This is a genomic window from Hymenobacter sp. UV11 (assembly GCF_004684095.1).
Classification (GTDB): Bacteria; Bacteroidota; Bacteroidia; order Cytophagales; family Hymenobacteraceae; genus Hymenobacter.
In genome coordinates this window covers 83,659-97,266 of sequence record NZ_SRII01000007.1, presented here as the reverse complement: position 1 = coordinate 97,266, position 13,608 = coordinate 83,659, and the positions used below count along the sequence as shown (strand labels likewise).

Genomic DNA, 13,608 nt, shown 5'->3' with positions numbered 1-13,608 from the left:
AATGATAGAAGAACGTCATGCTGAACGCAGTGAAGCATGACAAACGGTTTTACTTTGCTCACTGTTAATTGCTCACTGAAAATGACTGCCCTCCGCCCTCACGCAGAAGAATTGTATGCTGAAGAGCTGGCCGCCCTGCGCGCTGATGACGACCGCCCCAAGCCGCCGGGCTGGCAACTGTCGCCTTGGGCGGTAGTTACCTATCTGCTGGGGGGTAAGCTTGCTAATGGCTTCGAGATTGAGCCTAAGTACATTGGCCAGCGGCGGCTGATGGAAATTGCCGTGGCTACCTTGGCTACCGACCGTGCGCTGCTGTTGCTGGGCGTGCCCGGCACGGCCAAAAGCTGGGTGAGTGAGCACATTACCGCCGCCATCAGCGGGCACACCAACCTGCTGGTGCAGGGCACCGCCGGCACCGCCGAAGACAGCCTGCGCTACTCCTGGAACTACGCCCGCCTGCTGGCTGAGGGCCCCTCACTGGCCGCGCTGGTGCCCAGCCCCCTCTACCGCGGCATGCAGGACGGCCAGCTCGTGCGCATCGAGGAGCTGACCCGCATCCCGTCGGATGTGCAGGATACGCTGCTGACCATGCTCTCCGAAAAAGTGCTGCCGATACCCGAGCTGAGCACCGAGATTCAGGCTACGCAGGGCTTCAACGTGATAGCCACCGCCAACGACCGCGACCGGGGCGTGAACGAGTTGAGCAGCGCCCTGCGCCGCCGCTTCAACGCCGTGGTGCTACCCCTGCCCGCCACTCTGGCTGAGGAAGTGCAGATTGTGCAAACCCGCGTCGAGAAGCAGGGCCGCACCCTGCAGCTGCCCGCCGAGGCACCCGCCCTGGCCCAGATTCAGCGCCTCGTCACCGTGTTTCGGGAGTTGCGCCAGGGCCGCACCGACAACGGCAAAACCAAGCTCAAAAGCCCCAGCGGCACGCTCAGCACCGGCGAGGCCATCTCGGTGATGAACGCCGGGCAGGCGCTGGCCGCCTACTTCGGCGACGGCACCCTGCGCGCCGCCGACCTGGCCGCCGGCCTCACCGGGGCCGTTATCAAAGACCCTACCCCCGACCGCGTGGTGTGGCTCGAATACCTCGAAACCGTGGTGAAGGAGCGCGAAGGCTGGCAGGATTTGTATAGGGCGTGTAGGGAGGCAGTGGAGTAATGAATAATGCGACCATTATGGCTCGTCTCCAAGCGCTAGGGCCACTGCCGGACGCGAGTACGTCCGCCGTTGATTCTTTTCCTTTTTTACTCTTTGATGAATTTGTGCAGCAGCTTACCGCACCACTCTCACAAGAGCACGCTATTGCTCTTATCAACCTAGGCCCACCACCTGACGCCGACAGCCTTGGCGTAGAATGGTCCCTAATACACGCAGTAGACCTATTATCTGCCGAAGCCTTGCAGCAAGCCCTCGCGCTAGCAGCCGATACCGAAGTGAAGCGCACGGTAGAAATACGCTTGGCTAATTATTTCAAAAGTCGGCCAACACCTTGAGAAGCGCCAACCGCAACTTATCTAACGAATGTGCCCCTACCCCCCCGCCAGCCACGCATTGGCGGCGCCCTCGTCCACGAAACGGGCGAACTGCACGGGGCTGTCGGGCGCAGCGACTTGGGCCGCATTGGGCAGGGAGGCGAGGTAGCCGGGCAGCACTAGGAAGCACACGCGTAACGGCTGGCCCAGTGCCTGCTGCACCTGCGGTAAAAACTGGGTAGTGACCCACTCGGGGCCGTTGAGGCTGCGGTTGGTGCGGCGGCGCGAGTCGATGAGCCAATGGCCGCAGCCGTGGTGTAGCGCCGCTTGGCGTAAGGCCGCGTAGCCGGTGTGCAGCTCCGCCTCGGCTACGGAGCGCAGCCAGCGGCCGGTGAGGTGGCCGAGGTCGGGGCGGTAAGCAATTTGCAGAAAATCAGTGGAAAACTGGGTGGGCGACATAGGGTGGCAAGGCAGCCGCGGATGAACTACAGACGCGCGCTAAAACTACGCAGCAGTCGGTGAAGAACGAGCCGCTGCCCTACTCCCCTACCAGCGCGGCAGACAGCCAGGTATTGGCCGCGCCCTCGTCTACGAAGCGGGCAAACTGCACGGGCGCGCTGAGGGGGCAGTTGCAGTAGGCCTGGGGCTGGCTGGCCAAGTAGTCGGGCAGCACCAGCACGCCCACACGCAGCGGCTGGCCCAGCGCCTGCTGCACCTGGGGCAAGTAGTGCGTCGTCACCCATTCGGCGCTACTTAGGCGGCACACGCGGCGGCGCGAATCGATGAGCCAATAGCCGCAGCCATGATGCAGCGCGGCCTGGCGCAGAGCCTCATAGCCGACGTGCAGCTCGGCCTCGGCTACGGAGCACAGCCAGCGGCCCATAAGCAAGCCCAGGTCGGAGCGGTAAGCAATTTCCAGGAAGGTGGTAGAGTATAAGTTTGAATACATAGGGCTGATAGAAGAATGGTAGAAAAGACAGAGAAGCAGTGACTCAACCTACAAAAATCCGGGAGTTGGTTTATTGAATAAAATCGTGCCAAAAATGCTATTTTTTGGTACTATTCAACTTTTAAATCGCTTTTTTTACTAATTACGAGTAGAAGAACTTGCAGTAACGTTGATTTTTAAAACAGCACAAAACTAATAAATAATCCTTCTTAAACTCACTATGCTCGGCCCACTTTTTTATTAATATTCCTACCTTGCTGCTTGCGCACAAGTTGGCTTTGCCGACTGACATCACTTGGCGCAGCCCGCTTGCACTATGCCCCCCGACCTGCGCCTGTTTGGAATTCGTCACCATGGCCCTGGCAGTGCCGCCAGCCTCTTGGCGGCACTCGATACGTTTCGGCCCGATATCGTGCTGCTAGAGTGCCCCGCCGATGGCGAGGCCGCCCTGGCTACCCTCCGCGACCCGGCGCTGGTGCCGCCGGTGGCGTTGCTGCTGCACAACCCCAGGCAGCCGGGCCAAGCCACGTTTTTGCCGTTTGCCGAGTTTTCGCCCGAGTGGCAGGCCGTGCGCTGGTGCCAGCGCGAAGGCGCGCACGTGCGGTGCTTCGACCTGCCGATGGCCATTCGCTTCGCTAGAGAGGAATTAGGAAGTGAAAAGGAAGAATTAATGCTGGATGAGGCGGTCCCGCAAGAAGACGCGCCGCCGGAAGCAGCGCCAGCCCCCGACGACAATTCCACCTTCCTCATTCCCGATTCCCAATTAACTCATGACCCCGTGGCGTACCTGGCCCGGCTGGCGGGCTACGCCGACTCGGAGCAGTGGTGGGAAACGCACCTGGAGCACGCGCCCGGCAACGCCGACACGTTTGCCCTGGTGCTGGAGCTGATGACGGCCCTGCGCGAAGAATCGCAACGCCCCGAAACCGCCGAAACCCTGCTGCGCGAGGCCTACATGCGTGAAACCCTGCGCGCTACCCTGGCCCAGGGCTACCCCCGCGTGGCGGTGGTGTGCGGCGCCTGGCACGCGCCGGTGCTCACGGACCCCAACTTTCAGAAGAAGGAAGACAAGGCGCTACTTAAAGGACTGAAAAAGGCACCCGTGGAGGCCACCTGGCTGCCGTGGACCTACGAGCGGCTCTCAACCAGCGCGGGCTACGGGGCGGGCGTGCTGTCGCCGGCCTGGTACGAGCTGCTGTTTACTACCCCCCGCGCCGAGGTCGTGACGCAGTGGATGGTGCGCGCCGCCCGGCTGCTGCGCGCCCAGGATTTGGCCGCGTCGTCGGCTCACGCCATTGAGGCGGTGCGGCTGGCCACCACGCTGGCCGCCGTGCGCGGACTCAGCCTGCCGGGCATTGAGGAACTCCAGGAGGCCGCTGTGGCGCTGCTGGGCGGCGGCTACGCCGAGGGCCTGGCTGTGGTGCAGCGCGAGCTGGTGCTGGGCGAAAAGCTGGGCGAAGTGCCCCCCGGCCAGCCCGCTACCCCTCTGCAGCAGGACCTAAGCCAGCAGCAGCGCGCCCTGCGCCTCAAGCCCGAGCCGAGTCGCAAGCCGCTGGCCCTGGACCTGCGCCAGGAAACCCACCTGCTGCGCAGCCATTTGCTGCACCGCCTGCGCCTGCTGGCCATCAACTGGGGCCGGCAGCAGCGCGTGGCCGAGGGTAAAGCCGGCACCTTCCACGAAGAATGGGAGCTGGAATGGCCGCCCGAAATGGCGCTGGCTGTACTCGATGCCGGCCGCTGGGGCAATACGGTGCTGGCCGCCGCCGCCGCCCGCGCCACCGCCCGCGCCGCCGAGGCCCCTACCCTGCCCGCCGTGAGCCAGCTGCTCGATGAGGCCCTGCGCGCCGACCTGGGCCCGGCCATCGGGCCGCTGGTGGCTCGCCTCGAAACCCTGGCCGCCGACACCCGCGACGTGACGCACCTGCTCGGCGCCCTACCCCCCCTGGCCCAGGTATTGCGCTACGGCAACGTGCGCCGCACCGATACCAGCCAGGTGGCCCAGGTGGTGGCGCAGCTGGTGCCGCGCCTGGCCATTGGCCTTCCCGCCGCCTGCGCCGGCCTCGACACGGAGGCAGCCCAACCCTTGCTGGAGCAACTGGAAGCAACGCACGCCGCCATTCGCCTGCTGGAAGATGCCCGCCACGCGGCCGACTGGTACGCCGCGCTGGCGGCCGTGGCCCGCGGCGCGACTAGCAACGGACTGCTGGCCGGCGCTGCCACCCGCCTGTTATTTGATGCGCAGCAGGCCACGGCCGACGATACGGCCACCGCACTGGGCCTGGCACTGGCGCCTGCCCAGCCCACCACCTACGCCACGGCCTGGATTGCGGGCTTCCTGCGCGGCTCGGGCTTGGTGCTCATTCATCACCGCCCGCTGTTCGACCTGCTCGATACCTGGCTGGGGGGCCTGGCTGAAGAGGTTTTTCGCGAAATAGTGCCGCTGCTGCGCCGAGCGTTTGCCGAGTTTTCGGCGCCCGAACGCCGGCAGCTGCTGGAACTGGCGGCGGCCGATGCGGCCGCGCCGCGCGCGGCGGCCGAGGTACTGGCCTTCGATTGGGCGCGCGGCGCGCGGGTGCTGCCCGTGCTACGCCAATTGGTGGGGGCGTATATTTAAGGTAGCGCTACCCCTACCATGCCCCTGCAAGCTACCTACGATGCCCTACGCCAGGCGGCCCTACCCCGGCTGGGCCGCGGCGAGGCCGAACTGGACCCGCTTATTGATTCGCCCCAGGATACCCGGCGCGGGATTACGCTGCTGGCCCGGCCGTCGGCGCCCATCACGGCGGCCCTCGCCGAAATGATGGCTGAATTTCAACTTACCGAGCCCGCACAGTACTATTACCCACCTACTGATATTCACCTCACAATTTTATCAATTATTTCTTGTTATCCCGATTTTAAGCTGCACGAAATCAACCCCGCAAGTTACCGTTGCGCGCTACGCCAAATTATTCAATTTATTCCCCCTTTCAGGCTAACTTATCAGGGACTTACGGCCTCAGCGAGCGGCATTCTGGCGCAGGGCTTTCCGCAGGGCAAGGAACTGGAAGAGTTGCGCACAGATATCAGAAATTTATTTCAAGATTCTGATTTACAGCAATCTATTGATAAGCGATACAGTATCCAGACTGCCCACTCAACTATTATTCGCTTTAAAACCCCTCTGCAAAACCCAGCTAAGCTGCTGGCAAACCTCAAAAAATACGAACGCCATTTTTTTGGCACCTTCGAGGTGAACAAGCTAGAATTAGTTTATAACGATTGGTACCAGCGCGCCAGAAATACCGTTGTACTGGACGAGTATTTGCTAAGCAGATAATACCTTTCAACTCTAACCCTTTATTCTTTTTTTTGTCCTATGTCGTCTACTTATCCTTTCAAAGTCGCCACCGCTAAATCCGACGCTGACTCGACTCGTCAGTTCGTCATTTTGGCGGAGGTGAGCGGCCTCGACGATTATTATCAGCTATTCGAAGACTACGGCTACGGCGGCGATGGCCTGTCGTGGCGCGAGCATATCGAAACGATTATCGAAGAGTTTCAGCCCGAGTTGCTCGACCAATTGGAGTTTGCGGAGGACGATACCACGTTCGTGGCCTACGCCGAGAGCCCCGATGCGGTGCGCGACTTTATGACCCTGGTGCTGCCGTATTTCGGCGATTTGGGTAAGCTGAAGAAGTACTTCGCGCAGGCCGACCCGGAGGATTTCTTCGCATAGCTGCCGTCTACCCCCGCGTTGGGTACTCTTCCGCCTGCCGGGCAGGTCGGAACTGGTTTTTTATGCCCCGCGCAGCTTATAATGCCTCTGCGGCGCGAGTCGTTAAAGGCTTGACGCTAAACTGCTGGAGCTACGCCAAAATACAGCCGCCGCCACGACAACAAGCATACAAGTGCCTGTTGTCGTGGCGGCGGCTGTATTTTAGCCTAACTAACCCAAACTACTTTCCAATCAGCCCTACCCCTGCTGCCCATGGCCAACGCGCCCCGCTGGAAACTTGTGCTCGGCGCGGCCGCCGATGCTGACAATAGCATCGAAATGCCCGCCGACTACGGCCCGCTCGACCAGGCTCTGACGGCCCTCTACGATGGCGAGCGCAAGGGCGGCCTGGGCGGCTCGGCCCCGCGCGTGAGCCGCTGGTTGGGCGACATCCGGCAGTATTTTCCGGCTGATGTGGTGGCCGTGATGCAGCAGGACGCGATGGACCGCCTGGGCCTCAACCAGCTGCTGCTGGAGCCCGAGATTCTACGCACCGTGCAGGCCGACGTGCATTTGGTAGCCACCCTGCTCTCGCTAAGCCGCGTAATGCCCGCCAAAGCCAAGGCCACCGCCCGCAAGGTAGTGGCCAAGGTGGTGCGCGAGCTGGAGCAAAAGCTGGCCCAGCCGCTGCGCCAGGCCGTGCAGGGCGCCCTGAGCCGGTCGGTGCGCAACCCGCGGCCCCGCTACCACGAAATCGACTGGGGCGCCACCATTCGGGCCAATTTGAAGCACTACCAGCCGGCCTACCGTAGCGTTATTCCGGCGCGGCTGGTGGGCCACGGCCGGCGCGGCCAAGCCCTGAAGGAAATCGTACTCTGCCTCGACCAAAGCGGCTCAATGGCCGAATCGGTGGTGTACGCGGGCATATTTGGGGCGGTGCTAGCTTCGTTGCGCGCCGTGAAAACGCACATGGTAGTATTTGACACGGCCGTGGTCAACCTCACCGAGGAGCTGCGCGACCCGGTGGACCTGCTCTTTGGCGTGCAACTAGGCGGGGGCACCGATATCAGCCTGGCCCTCAGCTACTGCCAGCAGCTCATCACCCGACCCGCCGATACCATTCTGGTGCTCGTGACCGACCTCTATGAGGGGGGTAGCGTGGTGGAAATGGTGAAGCGCGCCGCCGCGCTCCAGGCCAGCGGCGTGCAGTTTATCGTGCTGCTGGCCCTGTCGGATGAGGGCGCGCCGAGCTTCGACCGGCGCGTGGCCGAGCAGCTGGCGGCGCTGGGCATCCCGAGCTTTGCCTGCACGCCGGCCCGGTTTCCGGAGCTGATGGCGGCGGCCATTCAGGGACGGAATTACGTCGGTTTCTAGTTGCTGGTCCCTGGTTGTCGTTCAAACTAGGAACCAAGAACCAATAGTTATGCTTCGGCGGCGGGCGGGGGGGTAGGCGTAGCGGCGCGGCGCAGCACGGGGGCCAGTTGGGCGAGCGCGTCGGCGTGCAGGTTTAGCGTGCGGATGGGAAACGGAATGTTGATGCCCGCCGCATCGAAGGCGCGCTTGATGCGGATAATGGCCTCACTGCGAGCCTCTACGTAATCGACCTGCCGCCGAAAGGGCACCCAAAACCGCAGCTGAAACGTAATGGAGCTATCGGCAAAGGCCGTGAACATGACCTCCACCTTGCGCTCGGGCACCAGGCCGGGCAGGCTGCGCATGGCCGCCAGCACTACTTCCTGCACCTGCTCCAGGTCCGACTCATAGCCCACGCCGCACTCAATATCGACGCGGCGCACGGTTTGCTGCGTGAAGTTGATGAGCGGGTTTTCGAACACCTTGCGGTTGGGCACAATCACCAGCTCGCCGGTGGGCTGGCGAATGTCGAGCGTGCGCAGGCTGATGCGCTCGATGGTGCCGAAGAACTTGTCGGTTTCAATCACGTCGCCCACGTTGAAGGGCCGTTGCACGGCAATGATGACGCCGCTGATGAAGTTGGCCGCGATATCCTGAAACGCGAAGCCCAGCGCCAAGCCAATGATACCGACGCCGGCCAGCAGGGAAGTCACCGTTTTGTCGAGGCTGAGCACCGTGAGCACGAAGAACGTGCCCACCAGCAGGGTCATAACGTAGATAATGGTCGAAACCAGGTTGTTGAGCGTGACGCTGGGCGATACCCGTGGCAAAAACCGCTGCACCAGCCGCTGCACCAGCCGCGCCACTACGAAGGTGAGCACCAGCAGAATAAGCGCCACTACCAGGTTGGGCAGCATCACAATAAGCTGGCGCAACCAGCCCAGCAGCTTCTCATACAAAAGGTTAAACGCGCTACCTACTTCGTTCACAACTGCCAGCATTAGGGAAAATAAAATGAATTCGGACCTGCTTCTAAGATACGGGCCTGCTCCGCGAATGACCGAGAACAAGGGGGTAGGCGGTAGTATGGCCGGCGGTGCGACAACCCTAGCATGGGGCGTATTTTCAACTAAATCGGGCTTCTAACGCGCTAGCAACGCCATTTCGGAGGCTTTTGCGCTCGTGCCGGCTAGTGGCCGGCCACCTTACTCCCGAGCCAGGCCCGGCCCGCTCTTTTTTTACTAAGCTTTATTCCGCAAATAGTGATGCTAAACTTTCCTTCCATACCCCTCAAAACTGGTTTGGCCAGCCTGGCCCTGCTGCTTGGCATGGGCAGCGCGCAAGCCCAGAAATACACTCAGCTCGCCCAAACGCCGCCCATGGGCTGGAACAGCTGGAACAAGTTTGCCTGTGACGTAGATGAGCAAAAAATTCGCCAGGTGGCCGACGCTATGGCCGCCAACGGCATGAAGGCCGCTGGCTACGAGTACATCGTAATTGACGACTGCTGGCACGGCCGGCGCGACACGCTGGGCTTCATTCAGCCTGATAAGCAGCGCTTTCCGTCGGGCATGAAGGCGCTCGTGGATTACGTGCACGGCAAGGGGCTCAAGTTTGGCATCTACTCCGACGCGGGCAACAAAACCTGCGGCGGCCGGCCCGGCAGCCGCGGCCACGAGTACCAGGATGCCACCACCTACGCGCAGTGGGGCGTCGATTACCTGAAGTATGACTGGTGCGCCACCGAGGGCCTCAAGGCAGAGGGCGCCTATACCACCATGCGCGACGCGCTGGCCCGCGCCGGCCACCCAGTGGTGTTCAGCATGTGCGAGTGGGGCACCGCCAAGCCCTGGCTCTGGGCTAACAATGTGGGCCACCTCTGGCGCACTACTGGCGACATTTTTAACTGCTGGGACTGCCTCCAGGACAATGGCGGCGACTGGAAAGCCTACGGCGTGATGCGCATTCTGGACATGCAGGACGGCCTGCGCCAGTACGCTGGCCCCGGCCACTGGAACGACCCCGACATGATGGAGGTCGGCAATGGCAAGCTCACGCCCAACGAGGACCGCGCCCACTTTGCCATGTGGTGCATGCTGGCCGCCCCGCTCATCGCCGGCAACGACCTGCGCCAGATGAACCCCCAGACCCTGAGCACCTTGACCAACAAGGCCGTCATCGCCGTAGACCAGGACCCGCTCGGCGTGCAGGGCTTTCGCTTCGCGGCCAAAGACAGCGTCGAAACCTGGGTGAAGCCCCTGGCCGGCGGCGACTGGGCGCTGTGCTTCCTGAACCGGGGTAGGAAATCCCAACCCGTCACATTTGACTGGAAGACCCAGCCCATCCACGACGACGTAGCCAAGCGCGACCTCGCCGCCGACCGCACCCGCTATAAAATCCGCAACCTGTGGACCGGCTGCGAGGCGGGCACCACCGCTAAGCCTTTTCGGGCCGAGGTGCCGGGACACGATGTGGTGATGATTCGACTGAGTAAGTAGCCCCAGCCGGCTAACCTCACCCCCCGGCCCCCTCTCCCGTGGAGAGGGGGAGCCTGACGATTGCCTAACGGCCGCGCCGCCGTGGCTTCCCTTCTCCACGGGAGAGGGGACCGGGGGGTGAGGTGCCCCGCGTCCGGCTCAGTCGCGAAACGGCTGGGCGCCGATGGGCATTTTGAATAAATGCACGGGAAAGGCGACCGTCTCTACCCCCTTCTGGAAGCCGGCGGTGCGGTTCATCTGCGGCACCGGAATCCAGAGGTTGCCGGCGTGGTCAATCCACATGGCATCGGCCCAGATGAGGCGCGGGTCCTGCACCAGCACGCTGCTTTGGGCGTCGGGCGTCACTTTGAGAATGCGCTTTTCGTTAGCGTCGGCCACATAGAGGTTGCCGGCCGCGTCGATGGCCGTGCCGCCGCAGGTGGGCGAGTTGAAAAAATATGTCACCTGCTTGGCTAGGTCGGCCGAGCTGATTTTTGGGTCATCTAAGTACTTGGTTTCGACGCGGTACATGGGGCCGGCGGCGGTTTGAAAGTAGTAGTACTTACCATCGGGGCTCACCTCCATCTGGTCGGCGTGCAAGGCTACGTCGCTGCCGTCGGGCTTCACCATTTTCTTGCCTTCGCCCATCATGGGGCGGCGGGCGGTGGTGGTGGTGTCGTCGTCGAGCATGCGGCGCCCTACCCCCGTTTTTTGGTTGAGGATGATGAGGCCCGGCGCGCCGGCATCGGTCACGTAAATCATATCGCCGTGGAAGCGCAGGTCGTCCACAAAGCTCCTGCGCTTCACATACTTATCGAGCGAAATTGATTTCACCAGCTGGTTTTTGGCGATGTCGAAAGCCAGCAGCTTGGGGCCGTCGGCAACGGGCGGGGCATCGCTCTTGGGCGTGCCAGTGTCCACTATCCAGAGCAGGCCGTCGGGGCCGAAGCGTAGCGAATTGGTGCGCACGAACGCCTGCTTGGCGGGGTCGCCCTCCTTGGTCCAGGCATTCCAGGCGCGGGTGGGGTAGGGCGTGACTTTACCATCCTTCAGCTCGCCGATGCGGGTACCGGGGTGGCCCTCGTTGTGCGGGAACAGCACGAATACCCGGTCATTATCGCTGACCGCAACGCCGTTCCAGATGGTATCAGAGGTGGCTACCGACACCAGCTTCTTGGCGCTTTCGGAGGTGGGCACGGGCGGCGGCGTAGCCACGCCAGTCGATTTTTCGGTGCCGGGGCCGCCGGTGCAGGCGGCTAGCAGCCCGGCAACAGGTAGCAAGGCGAGAAGAGTACGCATAACGAAAGTGGAAAAGGAAGGAGAGGCAAAAAACGCCTTGCTTTACTTTCCAGACGCCTAAAAAGTTAGCCGCTTTTTTCCAGATTCCTCCATTTTACCGCTACTTGAAAGAAGCAGTGGCGCCAGTGAGCGCATCTTTGCCCATACTTTCTTGCTACGCTGCGTATGAATCGTCGCCTATTTGTGCGGGATGCGAGCCTGCTGGCCGCCGGCTCTTTCCTCGCCCTACCCCCCTTGCGCGCAGCCACGGCGCCGGCCTTTCCGGTGGTGCGGCCGGCGGCGGGCCAGCGCCGCTTCCGCAGCCGGGCGGTTGAAAAGGCCATCGCCGAGTTTCAGCAACAGGTGAAAGACCCCGAGTTGGGCTGGCTATTCGGCAACTGCTTTCCAAATACCCTGGACACGACCGTGACCTACACCGAGCGCCAGGGCCGGCCCGATACCTACGTCATCACCGGCGATATCGACGCCATGTGGCTGCGCGATTCGTCGGCCCAAGTGTGGCCCTATTTGCAGCTCGTGACCCAGGACGCGGCCCTGCGCCAGCTGGTGGCGGGCGTGATTAACCGCCAGGCGCAGTGCATCTTAAAGGACCCTTACGCCAACGCCTTTTACAACGACCCGACCAAAGTGGGCGAGTGGCAAGCGGACCACACCGCCATGCAACCCGGCGTGCACGAGCGCAAGTGGGAGGTCGATTCGCTGTGCTACCCCATCCGGCTAGCGTATCACTATTGGAAAACGACCGGCGACACCCAGCCTTTCGACGCCGACTGGCGCCGGGCTATTACTCTGATTGTAAAAACTTTCCGCGAGCAGCAACGCAAAACCAGCCCCGGCCCCTACCACTTTCAGCGCCAGACGCTGACCTCGGCCGACACCCAGCCGCTGGCCGGCTACGGCTACCCGGTGCGGCCCTGCGGGCTCATCGCCTCGGCCTTTCGGCCCAGCGACGACGCCACGCTGCTGCCGTTCCTGGTGCCCAGCAACTTCTTCGCCGTAGCCAGCCTGCGCCAGGCCGCGCTCATGCTCTACGACATCTACCACGAGCAGGCCGGCTACGACGAGCTAATGGCCTTCGCCGATGAAATTGCGGTGGCCCTGCGCCAGCACGCCGTGGTGCCGCACCCCGAGTTTGGGCAAGTGTATGCGTATGAGGTAGATGGCTTCGGCGGCCACATCCTGATGGACGACGCCAACGTACCCAGCCTGCTGGCCCTCCCCTACCTCGGGGCCCTGCCCCTCAACGAGCCCACCTACCAGAACACGCGCCGGCTGGTACTCTCGGCCGCTAACCCGTTCTTTTTCAAAGGCTCGGCGGCCGAAGGCATCGGCGGGCCGCACATTGGCCTGGATATGATTTGGCCCATCGGCATCACCATGCGCGGCCTCACCAGCACCGACGATGCCGAAATCCGGGCCTGTATTCAAACCCTCAAAACCACCCACGCCGGCACCGGCTACATGCACGAGTCATTTAATAAAGACGACCCCGCCAAGTTTACCCGCGCCTGGTTTGCCTGGGCCAACACGCTGTTTGGGGAGTTGTTGTGGAAGACATACCGGGAGCGGCCGGCGCTGCTTGGGTAGGGCTTCGCGGCTGGCCCTACACCAAGTTGAGCCGCCTCCCCAGGGAAGCGGCTCAAGTAGGCTGCCTGCAACTGAAGGGTAGGCTAGGATTTGGCCGGGGTGTAGGGAAACTTGCGCGAGGCATTGCGCATCAGCGCGTTTACCATATTCTCGGGGGAGCTGCCCACCGAGCCGGAGGCCACAAAATCGTACTTCCAGAGCAGTTTGCCCGCGGGGCCATCGTGGATATTAACCGTGATGTTGGCTTGGTTGGTGGCACCCCAGGCGCCGACCAGCACACCCAGGGCTACGGCGGCCCCGTCGCTCATGGGCTTGCTGGTGCGCACGCTGGTAGTGAGCACGGCATCGACGCCGAGCATTTTGGCCAGGTCTTGCGGCGAGAGCGTGCGCATGTCTTCGTCGGTGAGGTTAGCTTTGTGCAACATCGCATTGGTCAGCGATACGTCCTGAAACTCTACCGTGTAGTGCTGCTGCTGCTGGCGGCGCAACAGCCAGGCATAGATGCGCGCCTGAAAATCGAGCGCGCTCTGCTGCTGCATCGTGCGCATTTGCTCGGCGCTGGTGTTGCGGGCCTGGTTGGGCCGCATTCCGATGCTGACGCTGGCCGGCAGAATAGCGACCACCTTGTGGTTGGGGGCGTAGGCGCGGAAGTCCTGCGCCAGGTAAATGCTGGGGCCGCACGCAGTGCACAGCAGGGCTAAAAATAAGACGGCCGCCAGGCCTAAAGTACGAATGCGCATAGAGCAGGAAAAAAGTAAGTTTTGCAGAAAA

Annotated in this window: 12 protein-coding genes; 7 read left to right on the top strand and 5 right to left on the bottom strand. The window is 62.3% G+C overall.

Features of this window, described 5'->3' with window-relative positions; translation table 11 throughout:
- The first annotated feature begins 81 nt into the window (after positions 1–81).
- A complete protein-coding gene (locus E4631_RS14505) occupies positions 82–1,161 on the top strand; it encodes an AAA family ATPase (protein WP_133656570.1) in 1,080 nt (359 codons plus the stop codon).
- A 371-nt stretch (positions 1,162–1,532) separates the two neighbouring features.
- Here the strand turns inward: E4631_RS14505 and E4631_RS14500 are convergent, their stop codons facing one another.
- Positions 1,533–1,934: a hypothetical protein gene (locus E4631_RS14500; protein ID WP_133656571.1), complete on the bottom strand. Its 402-nt coding sequence runs from the start codon at positions 1,932–1,934 to the stop codon at positions 1,533–1,535.
- Positions 1,935–2,013: 79 nt separating this feature from the next.
- Complete coding sequence (locus E4631_RS14495; RefSeq protein WP_133656572.1) at positions 2,014–2,424, bottom strand: hypothetical protein; 411 nt, start codon at positions 2,422–2,424, stop codon at positions 2,014–2,016.
- A 316-nt stretch (positions 2,425–2,740) separates the two neighbouring features.
- Between E4631_RS14495 and E4631_RS14490 the strand changes: the two genes are divergently transcribed.
- From E4631_RS14490 to E4631_RS14475, 4 genes are all read left to right on the top strand, one after another.
- Positions 2,741–5,038, top strand: a complete 2,298-nt coding sequence (locus tag E4631_RS14490; protein ID WP_133656573.1) for a DUF5682 family protein — start codon at positions 2,741–2,743, stop codon at positions 5,036–5,038.
- Positions 5,039–5,056: 18 nt separating this feature from the next.
- A complete protein-coding gene (locus E4631_RS14485) occupies positions 5,057–5,743 on the top strand; it encodes a 2'-5' RNA ligase family protein (RefSeq protein ID WP_133656574.1) in 687 nt (228 codons plus the stop codon).
- Positions 5,744–5,782: 39 nt separating this feature from the next.
- A complete protein-coding gene (locus E4631_RS14480; protein WP_133656575.1) occupies positions 5,783–6,142 on the top strand; it encodes an Imm51 family immunity protein in 360 nt (119 codons plus the stop codon).
- A 252-nt stretch (positions 6,143–6,394) separates the two neighbouring features.
- Positions 6,395–7,495: a VWA domain-containing protein gene (locus tag E4631_RS14475; protein WP_133656576.1), complete on the top strand. Its 1,101-nt coding sequence runs from the start codon at positions 6,395–6,397 to the stop codon at positions 7,493–7,495.
- A 47-nt stretch (positions 7,496–7,542) separates the two neighbouring features.
- On the opposite strand, the gene E4631_RS14470 is transcribed toward E4631_RS14475, so the two are convergent.
- A complete protein-coding gene (locus E4631_RS14470) occupies positions 7,543–8,475 on the bottom strand; it encodes a mechanosensitive ion channel family protein (RefSeq protein ID WP_133656577.1) in 933 nt (310 codons plus the stop codon).
- Positions 8,476–8,739: 264 nt separating this feature from the next.
- Here E4631_RS14470 and E4631_RS14465 point away from each other — a divergent pair, with 264 nt between their 5' ends.
- The gene (locus E4631_RS14465; protein ID WP_205704244.1) at positions 8,740–9,972 is read left to right on the top strand and encodes a glycoside hydrolase family 27 protein; all 1,233 of its coding nucleotides are present in this window, start codon (positions 8,740–8,742) and stop codon (positions 9,970–9,972) included.
- A 138-nt stretch (positions 9,973–10,110) separates the two neighbouring features.
- Here the strand turns inward: E4631_RS14465 and E4631_RS14460 are convergent, their stop codons facing one another.
- Positions 10,111–11,250 carry an L-dopachrome tautomerase-related protein gene (locus E4631_RS14460; protein ID WP_133656578.1) on the bottom strand — a complete coding sequence of 380 codons (1,140 nt, stop codon included), beginning with the start codon at positions 11,248–11,250 and terminating at the stop codon, positions 10,111–10,113.
- 165 nt (positions 11,251–11,415) lie between these two features.
- Here E4631_RS14460 and E4631_RS14455 point away from each other — a divergent pair, with 165 nt between their 5' ends.
- Entirely contained in the window at positions 11,416–12,837 is a 1,422-nt protein-coding gene (locus tag E4631_RS14455; protein WP_133656579.1) for a glycoside hydrolase family 125 protein, read from the top strand.
- A gap of 83 nt (positions 12,838–12,920) precedes the next feature.
- On the opposite strand, the gene E4631_RS14450 is transcribed toward E4631_RS14455, so the two are convergent.
- On the bottom strand, positions 12,921–13,577 hold the full coding sequence (locus tag E4631_RS14450) for a hypothetical protein (RefSeq protein WP_133656580.1): 657 nt from the start codon (positions 13,575–13,577) through the stop codon (positions 12,921–12,923).
- Positions 13,578–13,608: the final 31 nt, after the last annotated feature.

Excerpts from the sequence above, each read along its gene's own strand:
- E4631_RS14490 (WP_133656573.1), top strand. The coding sequence starts at position 2,741 with ATGCCCCCCGACCTGCGCCTGTTTGGAATTCGTCACCATGGCCCTGGC.
- E4631_RS14485 (WP_133656574.1), top strand. The coding sequence starts at position 5,057 with ATGCCCCTGCAAGCTACCTACGATGCCCTACGCCAGGCGGCCCTACCC.
- E4631_RS14450 (WP_133656580.1), bottom strand. The coding sequence starts at position 13,577 with ATGCGCATTCGTACTTTAGGCCTGGCGGCCGTCTTATTTTTAGCCCTG.
- E4631_RS14475 (WP_133656576.1), top strand. The coding sequence starts at position 6,395 with ATGGCCAACGCGCCCCGCTGGAAACTTGTGCTCGGCGCGGCCGCCGAT.
- E4631_RS14460 (WP_133656578.1), bottom strand. The coding sequence starts at position 11,250 with ATGCGTACTCTTCTCGCCTTGCTACCTGTTGCCGGGCTGCTAGCCGCC.
- E4631_RS14500 (WP_133656571.1), bottom strand. The coding sequence starts at position 1,934 with ATGTCGCCCACCCAGTTTTCCACTGATTTTCTGCAAATTGCTTACCGC.
- E4631_RS14495 (WP_133656572.1), bottom strand. The coding sequence starts at position 2,424 with ATGTATTCAAACTTATACTCTACCACCTTCCTGGAAATTGCTTACCGC.
- E4631_RS14480 (WP_133656575.1), top strand. The coding sequence starts at position 5,783 with ATGTCGTCTACTTATCCTTTCAAAGTCGCCACCGCTAAATCCGACGCT.
- E4631_RS14465 (WP_205704244.1), top strand. The coding sequence starts at position 8,740 with ATGCTAAACTTTCCTTCCATACCCCTCAAAACTGGTTTGGCCAGCCTG.
- E4631_RS14455 (WP_133656579.1), top strand. The coding sequence starts at position 11,416 with ATGAATCGTCGCCTATTTGTGCGGGATGCGAGCCTGCTGGCCGCCGGC.
- E4631_RS14470 (WP_133656577.1), bottom strand. The coding sequence starts at position 8,475 with ATGCTGGCAGTTGTGAACGAAGTAGGTAGCGCGTTTAACCTTTTGTAT.
- E4631_RS14505 (WP_133656570.1), top strand. The coding sequence starts at position 82 with ATGACTGCCCTCCGCCCTCACGCAGAAGAATTGTATGCTGAAGAGCTG.